Raw genomic sequence first — 16,824 nt, forward strand, 5'->3', positions numbered from 1 at the left:
TCTTCTCGTCGCGCCCTACACAAAGTCCGCCCCTAATCAGGCTTTGCGTAAGGCCGTTCTAGCGAACGAGCAATCCGGCACTGCCAATATTGCCACGGTATAACCCCCAATGCGATAGATGTACCTGAATTATAACAGGATTGGGATTGTATGGGCAACGGAATTCGTTCCAATTCATCGCAATTTGTATCGCTCACTGCTGATTCTGCGTGGTAATTCTGACCATGCTCTGGCCGTTATTGGATTCCCAATGAATCTCTTTGCCATATGCTTCACTAATGGCTCTTAACGGCAAATAAACTCTACCATCCACCATTACGGTTTTACTCTTTAATTCAATTTGCTTGTCAAACTCGGTAAAATGACTTTCTCCAACCTTGAAGGTTAACCTTGGCTTGGGGTAATCATCTATGTCTACATATGCAAAAGTTACACTTTTAGCTTTGTTATCCCACCAGATCCCTTTAGCAGGCACAGTGAAATCCAGCACACTAATGATATAGACTGGCGAAACCAGTATATGACCTGCAGAGATGATATAATCAGTTCCTTCTACTAACTGGAATGCCTGTTCGTCAATCTTTACCTCGATTTGATGAGCTTCGGCACTTATTGGATTGGCATTAGTAATAAATAGAAAAATCGCAATGATGATTAATATTGATTTTTTCATTCTATAATCTCCTCAAATTTAGTGAGTTTCCCTGACTTCCATAACGTTCTCGTATTCACGATGCTCAAAATGTCAGGAAAGTCTGCCTCCTTCTGCTTCCCTCAAATCCTTTCGTGTGTGATATTCCTTGATGTGTTACTATCTTACTGCACTAGTAAAACTCGCTTTAAAAATTAGATCATACACATTTGTATACGAATCATAATACTCAAGTGCCTGTTTTCTCTCTTGGTAAAAAGACTTCAACCTTTCCTTGTCTCCGGTATCCACATAAGCTATTAACTCACGACTTGCCTTTTTATATGCTTCCACACTTTCCCTGGCAGGAGAAAAATCAAAGGAATTATAGTCTTGTACTGGAGTAAATACCTCTGGACGGATACCGATGTTCGATTCAGCTTCCTCTATGTTCTGTTGTAATCTTGAGAAGTCCACTGGCTCTTCTAATATCACTTTGCCCAGAATATGAACCACTTCCTGGTCGATTTTATTGAACCGAGTTGTAAAAACATGATTCAACACATGCATCTCCATTAAATTTCTCGTGTAGAGAAAATAACTATTCACCAGATGGAGTGTTGAGTTTTTATACTCTACTGAAAATCTCGCACCTCGAAGAATGTTGGCCGGGATGTACACACGACCATCAATAATTCTGGCTTCTGCATCTGCTTGAGTCTTTAGCTCTTTTTCATTAAATAATATGTCGATCTTTTTTGGTGCACTTGTAGCTGTAAAAGCCATGGATGCACTTAATAACGTCAAAGCAAGGGTAACAACCATAATTCTCTTCACTTTATCTCCATCTCCCTATTAACGAATGACTCACGCTCAGAATCATTTCCCATAGTACCATTTTATTCAAATAAAGGTAATATACTTCTTTTCCACAACAAAAAGAGTCACCTCCCTGGCTTCAGGCCAGTTCAGCAACTCCCTTTTCACAACCCTATTCCATCCGCTTCACGCGGCTACTCCTTCACTGCCCCCACCACAATCCCCGTTACAAAGTACCGTTGCAGGAACGGATACACGAGCAGGATCGGCAGCGCACTGATAAAGATCTGTGATGCCCGAATCGTCCGCTGCGACAGGTTAGCAATTGCTTCCGGATCAAGCTTGGTCATGTCGGCCTGCACGATGATCGTCTGCATAAATGTCGCGAGTGGCAGCTTTTCCGAATCACGGATATAGATGATCCCGTCAAAATATGCGTTCCAATGACCAACCATCATGAACAGAGAGACGGTGGCGATCACAGGCACGGAGACAGGCAGGTAGATTTTGATAAACGACTGAAAGTGTCCTGCTCCATCGATAAATGCAGCCTCCTCCAGATCCTTCGGCACCGTGCGGAAGAAATTCAGCAGCAGGATGATATTGAACACCGCCACTAAGCCCGGCAAAATGAGTGCCCACAATGTGTTCATCAGCCCGAGCTTCAGAATCAGGATATAGCCCGGAATGAGCCCCCCGCTGAACAGCATCGTGACAACAAAATACCACAGATAGAGGTTGCGTGCCCGGAACACACGTGTCTCCTTGGAGAGCGCATAGGCAGCAATCGTATTCACGATGAGTGCAAGCCCTGTTCCCAGCACCGTCCGCTCCACGGACACCCACAGAGAGGACAGAAAATTGGCGTTATCGAACGTCTTGGCATATGCTTCAAGCGTAAATCCAATCGGCCAGAACGTCACCAGACCGGCATTCGCAGGTGCGGACGCGCTAAGCGATACCATCAGCAAGTGATAAAGAGGCAGCAGGCAGAGCACCGAAAGGATGGTCAGGAACACATTGTTGAAGATGCTGAAAATGCGATAGGGTAACGTTTTATGATACATGACTCGTCATCATCCTTTCTAGAAAATTCGGTATCCGGCGAACCGGTAGGCCAGTCGGTAGGAGATCACGATGAGGATCAGACTGATGACCGATTTGAACAGATTCACCGCGGTAGCGAAACTGAACTGCCCACTCAGCAGACCTTCACGATACACGAACGTATCGATGATATCCGCTTGCTGGTAGATTAATGGACTATATAAGTTGAAGATTTGGTCGAAGTTGGCATTAAGCACATTCCCCAGGGCCAGTGTGGCGATTACGATTCCGATAGGAATCAGCGCCGGGATCGTGATATAGATCGTCTGCTTCCAGCGTCCCGCCCCATCCACTTCAGCTGCTTCGTACAGTGAAGGGTTAATGCCGGACAATGCCGCAAGGAAGATAATTGTATTGAAACCAAACTCTTTCCAGACATCACTCGCAATGATCGTAAACCGGAACCAGTTACCGTCCCCCAGGAAGAAAATCGGCTTGATGCCGAACACCGAGACAAGGAACTGATTGAGAATGCCCGTCTGTGCCAGAATGTCGATCAGGATACCGGACAGCGTTACCCAGGACAAGAAGTGTGGCAGATACACGAGTGTCTGAATGGTTCTTTTGAGCGCCATCTTCCGTACCTCATTCAGCAATAGCGCGAAGACAAACGGTATGATCAGATTCATGATGATTTTGGAGCAGGCAAAGAACAGCGTGTTCCACGTAATCTGCAGGAAATAATCATTTTCCCACATGTACCTGAAGTGCTTCAGTCCCACCCATTCCGAACCCGCGAACCCAAGCGCAGGCTTGTAATCCTGAAATGCCATCAATATACCCGACATCGGAATATACGAAAAAATAAAAACCATAATGGCCGCCGGCAGCACCATGAAGTGCAGTACCCACGGCTGTTTGTAGCGTTTCTTTCTCTTCTGTTCCAGCTTGTTCCCCACATTCGCCTGTGGGACCCGTTGACCCTCCATTTTAGCCTCCATAGTGCCCTTCTCCTGTTCCCAAAAAAAGTTTTGTGTGTTAATGGGGTTCTCTGCTATAAATAGTATCAGGCCATTCTGAGCTCTGACTATATAACATTGTTAGGCCGGATAGGGTTTTGTTAGGAATCTGGTGAATACCAGCCTCACGAACACGAATACGAAGGAGACTTTTTATGCATATATGGAAGCGCTTTATATTATTCGAAAAAAGGACCCGTTCCCGCTTCAGCCTGTTTGCCAAAATCAACTGCTTAATCGTGTTGCTGTTCATCCCGATTATTATTATGTATACCTACTCGAACAACGTCACCTATAACGTGGTCAGCAAAGAACTGCAGATTTCGAATACGAAACAGCTCACGTTTCTAGCCAGTCAGATTGATTCACGCATTAATCAGATGATGGATTTCAGTCTGATCCTTTCAAGAGATCCCAATGTCCGCGCATTTAACGGTCTGAACATATGGGATGATCGGTATGATCAGATGCAGACCCGCTATGCCATTCAGGAGAAGATGGTGCTCCAATCCGGCGTCACGGATATATGGAACACCCGGTATGCCGTATACTCACAGCAAAATCAGGATGTTATCGCCAACTACAACCGCTCTTCCGGGTATAACGAGGATTACTTGAAACGGAATATGAGCGGGCAATGGACATATGGGGATCAAGGGGCAGAATCGCAGGAGGGTATGCAGTCCTTTTACTGGTTTTACACCGATTCCTTGGCCCAACCAGGCATGTTGACCGGCAGCAATCTTGTCATTGAAGCAAGCTTCAGTTACGAGAACATTCAGAACATGCTTGATACGTACAAGGCAGGTGGGCAGGGAGATCCCTTCCTTTATCACAAGGGCAATGAGCCCATTCTGAATCGCAGTGCAGACAAGCAGTTATCGGAGGAACTTATTCGTTATCTGGATACACACTCCCCGGAGGATACTACACAGGACGTTGTGAAGCTGAATGGGAAAAAGTATCTGGTTAGCGCAGTCAAATCATCTTATCTGGATTGGCATTTGGTTGACGTGGTCCCGCTGTATCAGATCCTGCAGCCGATTTCGCTCAGCCGAAATTTGTTCTATCTCTTTATGACGCTGCTGTTTGTCGTGGGCATTTCTGCTTCGATTCTGCTGTACAGAAACATTCAATCTCCGATCAAAAAGCTGATCCAGGGCCTGCGCCGCGTGCAGCGCGGTGACTATTCCGTACGGCTGCACAGCAAGGATCAGAATGAGTTCTCATTCCTGTTTCATCGATTTAATGATATGTCTCACCAGATTCAAGACCTGATCGAGAATGTATTCCATGAGAAAATTAGAGCCAAAGAAGCGACGCTGAAGCAGCTGCAGGCGCAGATTAATCCCCATTTTCTATATAACTGTCTTGGTTATATCATCAACATGGCCCAGATGAAGGACGAGCAGGCCGTCGTTTCCATGGCGCATAATCTGAGTGCGTATTATCGGTACACCACCCGCATGGAACGGGAGACCTCATCGCTTCGGGACGAGATCAAGCTGCTTATCAACTATCTGGATATTCAGAAGCTGCGCAATGGACGAATAGAGTATCATATCGATATCCCTGAGGACATGCTTGCTCAGTCTGTACCGCGCTTAATGCTTCAGCCGATGGTCGAGAATTCCGTCATACACGGCGTGGCGAAGTCCTATTCATCCGGGGAGATTCGGATTACCGGTGAGAGCGTGGATGATTTCGGCAAAATCTATATCGACGACGATGGCCCCGGCTTAAGCACTGAACAGTACGAAGCGCTGAACCTGAAAATGCAGGAGCCACTGCAGGAGGAAATGGGCTGCGGCCTCTGGAATACGAACCAGCGAATTATGCATCTGTTCGGCAGCCAGTCCCACCTTCAATTCGGCCCATCCCCGCTTGGCGGATTCCGCACCGAGATCACCTGGGAGTTGCCGAAGGACGATACAGATTCTGAGCGAGATACCGACATTAGTATAAGTTGATCTTTATTGCACGATTAACGGAGCGGGCAGAAGCAATCTGAAGAAACGAAGTGCTCGCCTTTATCCCCGGATTTCCCCTTTATATAGGGATTCAAAAAATCTGGGGATAACAGCGATCGGAAGATGGTTCTGACTGCGGAGTGGCTTCGTGTAATACAGAGATTCTAGTTTTATTTAATTAAACACCAAGGGAGACGAAGAAGTATGCAGATGATGATCGTAGACGATGAAGCACACTGGGTCGATAACCTGTCCATGACCAAGCCCTGGCACACCTTGGGGATCGAACAGGTACATAGAGCGTACTCCGCGCATGAAGCCTTACAACTGATCGACACCCACCCCATCGATATCGTGATCTCGGACATTCAGATGCCGGAAATGACGGGCATAGAACTAATCGAACGCATCCGGATCCGGGATAAAAAAATAAAATGCATTCTGTTATCGGGTTATTCCGAATTCGATTACGCCAAAAAAGCCATCCAGTACGAAGCCGTGGACTACCTGCTCAAACCGCCGACAGACGATGAATTAATGGGCGCCGTGCAGAAGGCCATCGATCAATTGAATAATGAATGGGAGCTCGTCAGTTCACTTAGTCGGACTCAGTTTACTTTGCGGGAGAACCTGCCACACTTGCGTGGACGACTGCTTTTGGAGGCATTGCAGGGGCACCGGTTTTCATCCGGCGAATGGAAGCGGAAACTCACCAATTACGAACTGCCCTTTCACGCCGGGGACGCCGCACTCATGCTCGTTCGGTTGGATGAAGAATTCGGACATTATGACAGTCATGATCAGACCCTGATCGAGTATGCCATCATCAACATGGCGGAGGAAATTATGGGTGAGTTTATGCACGTGTGGGGTGTGAAGGAGGAACACGGATATGTAGTGTTTTTGCTGCAGCTGAAGGAACGAAATGACGATATTGGAAAAGAGACCATTCTGGAAAAGCTGTCCATTCAGCTTCAATCCAAAGTAAAACAGTTTCTGAAAGGCTCCCTCTCCATTGTCATGACCGAGTGGTTCACCTTTCCGGACCAGCTCTACGCTCGTTTCCGTCAGGCTTCCGCGTATTTCCGCCAGATCGTCGGAGACGAACGCGAATTCGTGATGCGGGTCAGCGATGTGGAGACCCCTGCAGCGCAAGGTCCACTGGACGTCCTATACACCCCTCCCACCTTCATCCATCTGCTGGAGAGTGGACAATGGGATGCCGCCGAGGAGAAAATACTCGCCGTCTGTGCAGAGCTGGATGAAAAATGGTCCGAATCGTGGGAGCATTGCATGGAGGCTGGTTTTCTCATTACAGCATCATTCACTAACCTCGCCCACCGGAACAAGCTGACCATGACGAGCCTCATGGGCAGCGATATTGAGTATCTTCAGAGCGGAGAAGCATTCTCCACCATCGGCAAATTACGCAAATGGTCGCTCGGCGTACTAGCCAAGCTCAAGGAAGGCACGTCCAACGAGATCAAGGATATCCGGTCCGAGTATGTCAAGAAGGTTCAGGAGTTTACGGATAAGAATCTGCATCTGGATGTGTCTTTGCGCGTGCTCGCCGATCATGTCAATCTGCATCCGACCCATCTGTCCAAGATTTACAAGATCGAAACAGGCGAAGGTATCAGTGAATATATCTCGCGCCTGCGCATGGATCGGGCCTGCCACAAGCTGGTCACAACCACCAAAAAAGTATATGAAATCAGCATGGAGATTGGCTATATGGACCCGGCGTATTTTATCAAAGTGTTCAAGCGCCAGTTCGGCGTTACTCCCCAGGAATATAGAGACCAACATTAAACAGCATATAGAGGTTGTTCAAAAAGTCCGCTTTTGATTACGAATCATGCCTAACGGCATCATCAGCATCGAATATGGAACTCAGCCGAAATGTCCGTTGCTCACGTAGCTTCCTACGCTCCGCTACTCCATTTCTAGCTTTATCCCATCTTCTCGGTACTGAAAACCGATCTTTTTGAACTTTCACTAATAGAGTCCTATCGAAACTAACAAACTCATATAGATGCCCTCCCGCCCAACTTGGTACAGTTACACTTGTAAAGATCATACATCGTAGGGGGATTGAACAATGATCAAATTCAAAACATGGTGGTCCTTGCTCATGGTCATCGCACTCATCACCATCACTGCGTGCGGCAGTGGCGATTCAGCCAGTGAGAATGGTACGGACGATACGCCGGCAACAGTCGGGTCAGCCGAAGCAGAAGCTGCTTTTGCGAAAGGAAAATATGACCCACCAATTGAGTTCAGTTCGGTGCTAATGCCGAAGAAATACGTTCAGGGCGATACCAAGGAAAATAACGTCCACGACCGCTGGATGCTCGAAACGCTGGGCATGAAGCATAAGGACACGTGGTACCCGGCCAATGACGATCAATACAGACAAAAGCTGCAGCTGGCCATCGCCTCTGGCGAGAAGCTGCCTGACTTTGTATCCGTTCCAACGAACGCGGTACTCACCAATCAGCTGATCGACTCCGGTCAATTCATCGCCATCGATGAACTGTTTGACAAGTACGCCAACCAAATTCTGAAGAATCACGCTGCAGCGCATCCCGAGCTGTGGTACCCGTTCACCAAGGATGGCAAGAGATATAACATGCCGATCCTGGAGTACACCGATAACGACGATACCCTGCTCTGGCTCAGAGAAGACTGGATGGAGAAGCTGAACCTCGAAGCACCTAAGACCATCGCAGATCTTGAGAACATCATGGACAAATTCAAAAACGAGAACCCGGACGGCCTGTCTCCAGATAAAGTATTCCCACTGGCAATCTCGCTGAAAAATAACACCAACACCTGGATGGGCTCGCTCGACTGGTTGTTCGGCGCTTACGGCACGATCCAGGAACAATGGAACAAAGATGCAAACGGCAATCTGGAGTACGGCTCCATTAATCCCGGTGCCAAACAAGCCCTTGCGAAGCTGAATGAATGGATGAACAAAGGGTATATCCATACCGACTCCGCGCTGTGGGACGAAGGTAAGTCTGCTGAAAGCTGGACTGCGGGCACGGCTGGTATCCTGCCTGGCGCAAACTGGGTACCCGACTGGCCTGCACCAGACCTGCTCAAGAATGTACCTGGCGCAAAATACAAAGCCTACCCTATTCCGGCTGGGCCAGACGGCAAGATCGGTACGAAGTGGCAGAACTCTGGCGTCAACGCCAGTATCATGATCAACAAGGATGCCAAGCATCCGGAAGCGATTTTCCTGTACTATAACTACCTGCTCGATAACCTGGCCAACCCGGCTGCAGGCAGTGATTACGAATATGGCTTTGCCAAAGGATATGACTGGGATATCGTAGACGGTCAACCGACCAGTGACAAAGAGAAGATCAAAGACTTCTCCAACGAGTTCCCGTTCCTGACTGGTCCGGCCCGTATCCCGGATCTGTACATGAAAACCCTCGTGAAGCTGGCTGACGGCGAGAAGCCCGAAACCCCATACGAGAAACAAATGGCCGAGTTCCGCAAACCCGAAAACTGGGCCGCTGCCAAAGTCGTGATGTCGCAGATTGACATTCGTAAACAAAACTACTTCACCGGCGCAGCCACACCAACCATGGTCTCCAAATGGAACCTGCTTCGCCAGTCCGAGATGGAAACCTTCAACAAAATCATCTACGGCAAGCTGCCGATCGATGCCTTTGACCAATTCGTCGCCAACTGGAAATCCAACGGCGGAGATCAGATCACGCAAGAAGTGAATGATTGGTTTAAGTCGGTAAGTGGCAAGTAAGATTGGGTTAGAGTTTAGTTAAAAAGTAAACAAACAAAAAACAAGCCGAAGCGTGTATTTCTGCCGCTTCGGCTTGTTTTATTCGTTCAAGATTAGGATAACCACTCATTGTTTATGCGAACCTCTAAGTGGTTTTAAGAAGGATAAATACCCAATTCTATTGTTCGGTCAACTCATACCACGTTTCGTACCCCTCAATGTTTGTATCTGAGTGGTCACTGGCGTCGGATGTTTTGAAATACCTAGCATAATACGCATGTTCAATTGTCTCTTTATTTTGATCCGTATTGATATCCAGATAGATATTGGATATTTCCAACCCCCATTTGACACTGCGAGCAATTTCGTTGATGTTATCTACAGTTGAAAATTTGTCCATTTCCATAAGAATGGATTCCAGTTCCTCTTTACTCGGCTCTTCACTCATATCTATTCTGCAAGAAAGGTTTGGACGAGTAAATGTAAATTGGACTTTTTGAATTGACAGAGAAAGTTCTTTCAATTTTTTTGTTAATTCTTTCGTTGTATCGGTGTTGATTCTGTATGTAGTACTGCAACCTGTTGCAAATAGAAGGAAACAAATTAAGAGTACGATCCATTTATTCATTTCGCACCTTCTCAAAGATTTCATACAACGTTCTTGTACTGACGACGCTCAAGCGACTTATACGACAAAGGGAGCGAACACGATGCTCAGGCGAAGTGGATTTGCCCGATGTGTGCCTCACTACCAATCGTATCCCGTGGACCAAGGATCCTTTAGGCTCCGATGTGTGGATATGATTTTAGTATGTGTCTCCTGCAATCTAGATTAACTTTCAGCAGTTCACCTGTTCCGTTATATACAATCCTTTTTGGAAAATTAAACAATTCAACTGCATTCCATATGCACACCCGCCATCAATTCCAATCTTGTCATCACTAAACCAAATATCGGATGTGCCATGAATATCCATCGTTCGTGTATGTCCAAAAATAACTTTTTTGTTTAGATTCTCAAAAGTGTGACGAATGAATTCATCTTTAATATACATAAAATCATGCTCTGACTGGTTCTTCCAGTCCATAACCATGGGATTCAAACCCGCATGAACATAAATGTGATCTTGGTCTTCGTAATATAAAGGTAATTTACTTAAAAAATCGATATGGTGACCAAAAGAAGTCTTCATTGCGGCCTTCACTTGATTAAATATCTCATTAGACATTTCGCTATTTATATTATTCATATCACAATAACTTTGAAGGGTTGGTATTCCCCCATGTTCGATAAATTTAGATCTAATCAATTCGCTATCATTATTTATTAAATCAACCAATCGTTGGTCATGATTACCCCGTAAAGCAATGGCATGATGCTCAGTTACTAATTCGATTACTTTATCAACTACCGCTCTGCTGTTTGGCCCTCTATCTACATAATCCCCGAGCAAAATCAACTGATCATTTATCGAATTAAATTGGATCAGATGCAGCATTTGATTCAATTGATCAATGCATCCATGAATATCGCTAATCATAATTGTTCGCTTCATAGAGGCTCCTAATCGTAATTTTATGATTATTTGTTATTTTGAAATAAGGATGTAATAATAATTTCCGCACATTCTTCTGGCGAATTTAAACTTGTATCAACTGAGCAGCTATAGCGAATGTTATGCGACATTAGTTTGTTTTGCTCATCAGATTGATCTTCCCTTCTGTCGCCACGTTCTATATTTCTCTTACGACAGATATCCAAAGGACAACACACTTCAACGATATCCAAAGGATACCCATTAAAAATTTCTATGACCTTATCGTAATGTGGCTTTAACTCAGGTCTTTCAACAAGGATCCCATCGATTAAAATATTCTTTCCACGATCCGAAAATAATGTTGCTGTGTGATACATCATCATTATGGCTTCACTTAGATGCTTCCAGTAATTATCCTGAAGGTGCTTATCACCAATCGTATTTTCAAAAAGATCATTGGCCACAACATAAAAAAACGGTTCAGAGTAAGTTTGCATAGCCTCTACGATTGAGGTTTTACCTGAACTTGTTACACCATTCAAAAATATAATTCTCCCTTTTCCCATGTTTCTCATCTTCCTTTGCATCAGTTATTTTTTTATAGGATTCAGAGCCGGGTGGTCTCCTATAACGTTCGCCATAGCTTGAATATGTTGTTATGTCTTGTTACCGTCATCTTTGAACTCCTTACAAATCCCCTCATCCTTATATCTCTTTCCAATTCTCTCTTCTTATTAGGTTTTCGATTTGAGCTGCATGGTGTTTGTTGTGCCAAATAAACCTTTGTATAGCTGTCTCTAAAGTAATTCTTCCTAACACTTCAGTTTGTATAGTCCGTTTGTACTCTTCTATACTAAGTTCATTAAGCAACACGAAAAAGCGATGATGTAATATTTGAAGAAGTGATAGCGAATTCTCTACGGGCAACTTCTTGTAATCCATTAATTCTCCCCATGAATCTTCCCGATATGAGTTTGCTAATGGATTATTTTCAGTTAATCCTCTTTTAAATCTGAGGTACGCATTCATATCATTATCAGCCAAGTGATGTACGACCTGCCTTACTGTCCAACCGTTCGGCCGATACGGAGTCTCCAATTGGTATTGTTCTAGACCATACAGCAATGTATTTAATCGCTTGGTTAGTTCAGGAATCTGTTTAATCAGATTTATTATTTCATCATTTGAAAGATTATTCTGGGGCTGAAATTGACCAATCGGATATCTGATCTGATCCATCATATTTATCCTCACTTCTTTAGAATTGCAGTCTTTCTTTGAATAGCTTTAATATCCACCTACAACCATCTGATTTGCTACTAGCCAATAAGTTGAATTAGCAACAAAACCACTTGTGTTCACCCCTTGTTTGTTATGGTTGAGCCATGTAATCATATCTTCAAAGTTTTCGGGGTCTTTCTCAATGACCCATGGAACCATATCTTCCCCACTTTGTTTCCATTCCTGATAAAAACTTAGAGAGGAGTCATTCAGCTCAATACTCAGATTCGATAAAACCAACTGATTGTTCAACAGCTTTGTCTCTTTTCCAATGCATCTAAGTATTACGGCTACGTCCAGACATTCACGAATTCAAGCAGCAGACTGATCCAGTGCAGGGTTATCAGCTGATTCCGTCTCCTCGAAATCCCTTCTGGCGTCAAGGGAGTCGGAGAGGCCGCAGCGTCAATAGGATGTTATTTGGAGTCAGTCAATTCATTGAATTACTTACACATTTATTTTTGAAATCTTTCTTAGAATTATTCTTATAACTTCTTCTGTTTCTTTATTATCTGTGTCAATATGTTCTTTAAATTTAATATCTTTAAATGCAATTACACCCGCGTTTGTTTGCTTCTGATACCAAATATCAAATTTGTCTCCACGTTTTTCAACTCGTTTTTTGATCGTCTCTTCAGATGCTAAGAGGCAAAAATGAAAAGTATCTCGATCAATACTTCTAAATCCATTTAATATGTAGTTGAAATTTTCAGACTTATAAATTGTCATTGGAACAATAAGATGTTTCTTATACCTATTCATTAATTCTTGAGCTGTCTGTACTACAAGTATTCTCCATAGTTCTATATCCTGAAAATCATCAGTTCGTTCTTCTTCAAAGTAGATGTCTTCTGTTATGATTTTTCTCAACATATATCCAATTTCTTCAGGATCATAAATCATACTATTAGGTATTAGAGGCTGCAGCTTTTGAGAAGTTGAGGTCTTGCCGGATCCAAATGACCCATTAATCATAATAATCAAGTGATCACTCCTTCTGGTTTAGGTTTACATTATGCACATGACTGATTTCACATAACGTTCCTTTCTTTATCTGCGAACCCAAGAGGCTTAAAGGAGCGTCATTGACTAGGTTCGATACACTTAAATATCTTGATATTCATTCATTATTCTCGTAATAAATTCTGTCTTTCCAGCACTATAGGCTTGGCGATTGTCTCTGTATTTATTAGCTAGTTGGAACTTTAAATTCGCATACTCAGATACTAATAAGGAATGCTTTCTTAGTATATCTCTGAACATCATATGTCTTTTTAATTCTTCACTTTCCCTATTGCAGACGTATAGATGATGTTCGTGCTTCTCATTGCCTTCACTAGTGTAGGGTACATAAACGTCCCTTCTTGCAAATGCTTCTCTGTTTTTAATCCCCAAATCACCTTCATGAATATATCCCAATTCTTCTAGCTTTTTGATTACCTGTGGTAGGCAGTCCATAGATTCAATTACTACATCTATATCAATAATTGGTTTGGCTGAAAGACTCGGGATTGATGTACTTCCAACGTGTTCAATTCGTAATACCAGACGATTTAATTTGTTGGATATAATCGATTCTATTATATTGAACGCTCTTGGCCATTCATTATTGTATCCTTCAATAATCACTGGTTTTTGAATCTTCATTGGAATGCTCCTTGCGTAATTTATTTTACGAAGATTTCTCATAACGTTCTTGTATTAACGAAACGACCCAGCTATAGATAACTCTTATCTTAGGCTAGGTCGTATGTTGTCTGACTGTTCTTCCATGATTATACATCTAAAAACCAAAGGGGGGTATCCAGCAGCTTGAATACAGAGATATACGCCGTTACTGCCTTCGAAGCATGACCCAAAAACCTTTGAGCAAGATTCCAACTCTATTTTTTACTTTGGTAAACAAACTCAACTTCACCATCTAGCAAATATCGATATTCAAATAATTGCATTGTTCTTTCCCTAATTCTCTCCCGTATAACCGTGGTTAAGCTTACTGGTCCTCTTGATCCAAGATAACCATTATAAATAAATGTCTTCTCTACAAATTTTGTTTCCCTTAAGTGATACTGTAACCATTCTTTCTGCGATTCAATTAGTGCTTCTCTTGGCTCTCTATCCAACTTAGAAAGAAGCGTTTTATATATTTGATTCAACTCTTTATCCCAGATCTCTGTATATTTGCTTTCAAATGCCCCCCATTCTAATGTTGTAATAATCTCTTTAGAATTTTGAAATTCATTAAATTCCACTTCATAATCATGATCTATAGGGTTACGAAGCATTTCATCATAAAATTCTCCTTTCGAATCAAGGCTCCCAACGCTCATGGGTAATATATTATTGTTAGTAGGATCTGATTGACCTTCCATTTTTTCTTTTGATTCTGTTCCATCACCTGTACTCACTACATCAGAAGGCAGTTCTGAATTCTTTATTGAATTAGTTTCGCTGTTCAAAGTAGTCGGTTGACTACTCTCTTGACAAGATGAACACATTATCGTCATCAAAAATAAGAAGAGTAGTTTAGCTTTCATAATTTATCTCCTTAAGTATTATCTTAATATTTTCAGGTAATGGTGCATAACGTTCCTTTGTTTACGAAACACCCCTGCCTTTATGGGTTCCTCTTTTATTGATTTTCATGCATTTGCGCTGATTTCATTTAACGTTCCCGTATTCACTACCCAGCCTATACTAGGTGTCCGACGAATCTATACAGCGTAAATACATTGTTATACGTAGTTCTCACTTCTACGAACAAGCTATTAGCTATCTGTTTTTTAGCTTTTCTAATAATTCTATCTCCTCTTCCCCTGAAAGTTGTTCTTCCGCTCTTGTTCTCGTCTCACCTATCTTTCGTACTTTTAACCCTCTTTTTATGAGCCATTCTTCACCAGGTTTCATTGTAGTTGCTGGATGTGGGTATACATCCTCACTTATGATTTCCTCATCAATTATGTAAATGTATCCACATAACTTACCATTATGAAATCTTGTGCCATCCTCGTCAAAAGTAACAATAGCTGGTTTGTGTGAAGAGATTCTTGCTAACTCTCGATCCTAAGTTATTGTGCTTCCGACTAGTAGTTCATTTAAAAATATTGGCGAACCATGAAACCAAGGCTTACCGTAGTCCCACTCCTTCATAAGTATCACCTTCAATTAAGTTTTATTATGTTTCTACTTTTTATTATTCCTTGGTTTCATCGTATTGACTTTAGGGATTGCGTCTAACGTCTGATAGTGTAGAAATTAGTTCTTCGTTTTTTACTTCATAGATATATTCCTTAGCTATATGATCTCTTCCCCCGTGAAGTTCATACCACTCATTGATCTTCTTATAATGTTCTTTGTCACTTCTGATATTCGTTTCAATCTCTTCATATTTTTCAATACTATCATATTCCCAGATTGCAAAAATCTCAGTTGTTTTCTCAGAATGTGGGACCATCCATCTACCTACTAGACGAGCTCCATTCTTCAACTGATTAGGTAAATTGGTTTCAATGAAGTGTCTGTTAAAGATGTCAACGAATTCATTATTGACGACATAATGCTTTCTTCGATAAAACACAGTGATCATCTCCACTAAGTAATATTAAGTACTCTTCGTCTTACGCACTTCGGATGTTTCGGCTAACTTTCCTGTATTCACGACTCAGCGTATGCTGGATGTCGGCGAATGCAGGGACTAGGATCTACAACTATCACTTAATGATGATCGAAATATCAGATGTTATGCCAATAGAAAGTATAATGTGAATGCTGTTGAAATCCTAATGACTTATAAAAATAGCTATCAGAAATAACATATGCTTTTTCAGCACCTAAGGAACGGCTTCTTCTTAAGGCTTCTAGAACCACTGCTTTACCAAGCCCCTTATGTCGATACTCCGGAATTGTACATACAGGTTCAACATAAACATAATCAGTTTTCTGACTATACCATAAGCCACAGTATGCAAAATAATCTCCATCTTCATTTTCAGCAACAATATGTAGAAATGTATTCAAATTTTTTGCTGATAACATTTCTTTTTGCTTACTCATAGTAGTTTCATCAAGTGGTACAGGCCCTTCGTTATCAAATGCCTTCCAAAGCATATGATGAAGTTTATATAAGTCATTTTTTATATCAATATTTTTAATTGTTATGCCTTCAGAAGTTATAAATTCAAGGCTAACATTCTCTAGTTTGAGCTCAAGTACGTTTTCTGTCAGATCACTCTTCACAAAATTGTTACTCCGCAATAAATCTAAAATATGAGTGTCCTTGTCATTCACCGCAATCCCAAGGCCATTTTCATTACTGAAAGTAGCAATAGCATATTCTAAAATATCTTTTTCTAACTCTCTTAATCCCTGTTTAGTAGCAAAAAATGCTTCTCCGAAATAATGGTCATAAGTTGCCATAGCTACTAACTCATCATCGAGATACCATAATCCAATTTTATTTTTTAAGTCACGATTAAAATCAGGATGAAAAAACATCCATTCCCACCTTGCCCAATTCCAATTTATATGTTTACGGTCATCTTTTGATAATTCAATTAAAAAATCACAAACTTTATCATAACAAGAATCATCGAAATTTCTAAAAACAATCTTCATTCTAATCCCCCTTATAATAAAAATCCTTAGTCTAATTCTTATTTTCCGTATCTACCTCAGAGTTACTTACAAATTCCTCTTTATAAACAAATATATCCTCCCTCATCCTTTAGTCATAAGTTTTAAACTAGTGTTATATAGTGTC

General features: G+C 42.3%; 17 protein-coding genes. 3 read left to right on the top strand and 14 right to left on the bottom strand.

The window, feature by feature from the left end; translation table 11 throughout:
- Positions 1 to 193 precede the first annotated feature (193 nt).
- From AC3WQ3_RS24580 to AC3WQ3_RS24595, 4 genes are all read right to left on the bottom strand, one after another.
- Positions 194 to 673 (bottom strand): stalk domain-containing protein, encoded by a 480-nt coding sequence (locus tag AC3WQ3_RS24580; RefSeq protein ID WP_492473939.1) that lies wholly within the window; start codon positions 671 to 673, stop codon positions 194 to 196.
- Between the two features lie 138 nt (positions 674 to 811).
- The gene (locus AC3WQ3_RS24585; protein ID WP_492473940.1) at positions 812 to 1,468 is read right to left on the bottom strand and encodes a hypothetical protein; all 657 of its coding nucleotides are present in this window, start codon (positions 1,466 to 1,468) and stop codon (positions 812 to 814) included.
- Between the two features lie 176 nt (positions 1,469 to 1,644).
- Entirely contained in the window at positions 1,645 to 2,517 is an 873-nt protein-coding gene (locus tag AC3WQ3_RS24590) for a carbohydrate ABC transporter permease (RefSeq protein ID WP_492473941.1), read from the bottom strand.
- Between the two features lie 18 nt (positions 2,518 to 2,535).
- Positions 2,536 to 3,486 (bottom strand): ABC transporter permease, encoded by a 951-nt coding sequence (locus tag AC3WQ3_RS24595; RefSeq protein WP_095289458.1) that lies wholly within the window; start codon positions 3,484 to 3,486, stop codon positions 2,536 to 2,538.
- A 185-nt stretch (positions 3,487 to 3,671) separates the two neighbouring features.
- Here AC3WQ3_RS24595 and AC3WQ3_RS24600 point away from each other — a divergent pair, with 185 nt between their 5' ends.
- The 3 genes from AC3WQ3_RS24600 to AC3WQ3_RS24610 all read left to right on the top strand — a co-directional run bounded on the left by AC3WQ3_RS24600 (position 3,672) and on the right by AC3WQ3_RS24610 (position 9,267).
- Positions 3,672 to 5,486, top strand: a complete 1,815-nt coding sequence (locus AC3WQ3_RS24600) for a cache domain-containing sensor histidine kinase (RefSeq protein WP_492473942.1) — start codon at positions 3,672 to 3,674, stop codon at positions 5,484 to 5,486.
- A 204-nt stretch (positions 5,487 to 5,690) separates the two neighbouring features.
- Positions 5,691 to 7,298 (top strand): response regulator transcription factor, encoded by a 1,608-nt coding sequence (locus AC3WQ3_RS24605; RefSeq protein WP_492473943.1) that lies wholly within the window; start codon positions 5,691 to 5,693, stop codon positions 7,296 to 7,298.
- A gap of 289 nt (positions 7,299 to 7,587) precedes the next feature.
- Positions 7,588 to 9,267, top strand: a complete 1,680-nt coding sequence (locus tag AC3WQ3_RS24610) for a type 2 periplasmic-binding domain-containing protein (protein ID WP_492473944.1) — start codon at positions 7,588 to 7,590, stop codon at positions 9,265 to 9,267.
- Positions 9,268 to 9,424: 157 nt separating this feature from the next.
- Here the strand turns inward: AC3WQ3_RS24610 and AC3WQ3_RS24615 are convergent, their stop codons facing one another.
- The 10 genes from AC3WQ3_RS24615 to AC3WQ3_RS24660 all read right to left on the bottom strand — a co-directional run bounded on the left by AC3WQ3_RS24615 (position 9,425) and on the right by AC3WQ3_RS24660 (position 16,679).
- Entirely contained in the window at positions 9,425 to 9,874 is a 450-nt protein-coding gene (locus tag AC3WQ3_RS24615; RefSeq protein ID WP_492473945.1) for a hypothetical protein, read from the bottom strand.
- A 211-nt stretch (positions 9,875 to 10,085) separates the two neighbouring features.
- A complete protein-coding gene (locus AC3WQ3_RS24620) occupies positions 10,086 to 10,802 on the bottom strand; it encodes a metallophosphoesterase family protein (RefSeq protein WP_492473946.1) in 717 nt (238 codons plus the stop codon).
- Positions 10,803 to 10,828: 26 nt separating this feature from the next.
- Complete coding sequence (locus AC3WQ3_RS24625) at positions 10,829 to 11,350, bottom strand: phosphotransferase-like protein (protein ID WP_492473947.1); 522 nt, start codon at positions 11,348 to 11,350, stop codon at positions 10,829 to 10,831.
- Between the two features lie 139 nt (positions 11,351 to 11,489).
- Positions 11,490 to 12,023 (bottom strand): YfiT family bacillithiol transferase, encoded by a 534-nt coding sequence (locus AC3WQ3_RS24630; protein WP_492473948.1) that lies wholly within the window; start codon positions 12,021 to 12,023, stop codon positions 11,490 to 11,492.
- A gap of 48 nt (positions 12,024 to 12,071) precedes the next feature.
- Entirely contained in the window at positions 12,072 to 12,317 is a 246-nt protein-coding gene (locus tag AC3WQ3_RS24635; RefSeq protein WP_492473949.1) for a hypothetical protein, read from the bottom strand.
- Positions 12,318 to 12,512: 195 nt separating this feature from the next.
- Complete coding sequence (locus AC3WQ3_RS24640) at positions 12,513 to 13,040, bottom strand: AAA family ATPase (RefSeq protein WP_492473965.1); 528 nt, start codon at positions 13,038 to 13,040, stop codon at positions 12,513 to 12,515.
- Between the two features lie 129 nt (positions 13,041 to 13,169).
- Complete coding sequence (locus AC3WQ3_RS24645; RefSeq protein ID WP_492473950.1) at positions 13,170 to 13,712, bottom strand: GrpB family protein; 543 nt, start codon at positions 13,710 to 13,712, stop codon at positions 13,170 to 13,172.
- A 236-nt stretch (positions 13,713 to 13,948) separates the two neighbouring features.
- Positions 13,949 to 14,602: a lysozyme inhibitor LprI family protein gene (locus AC3WQ3_RS24650; RefSeq protein WP_492473951.1), complete on the bottom strand. Its 654-nt coding sequence runs from the start codon at positions 14,600 to 14,602 to the stop codon at positions 13,949 to 13,951.
- A gap of 683 nt (positions 14,603 to 15,285) precedes the next feature.
- Entirely contained in the window at positions 15,286 to 15,642 is a 357-nt protein-coding gene (locus tag AC3WQ3_RS24655) for an NIPSNAP family protein (RefSeq protein WP_492473952.1), read from the bottom strand.
- Positions 15,643 to 15,797: 155 nt separating this feature from the next.
- Positions 15,798 to 16,679 (bottom strand): GNAT family N-acetyltransferase, encoded by an 882-nt coding sequence (locus AC3WQ3_RS24660; RefSeq protein WP_492473953.1) that lies wholly within the window; start codon positions 16,677 to 16,679, stop codon positions 15,798 to 15,800.
- Positions 16,680 to 16,824: the final 145 nt, after the last annotated feature.

This window comes from Paenibacillus sp. FW104-T2 (assembly GCF_058789975.1).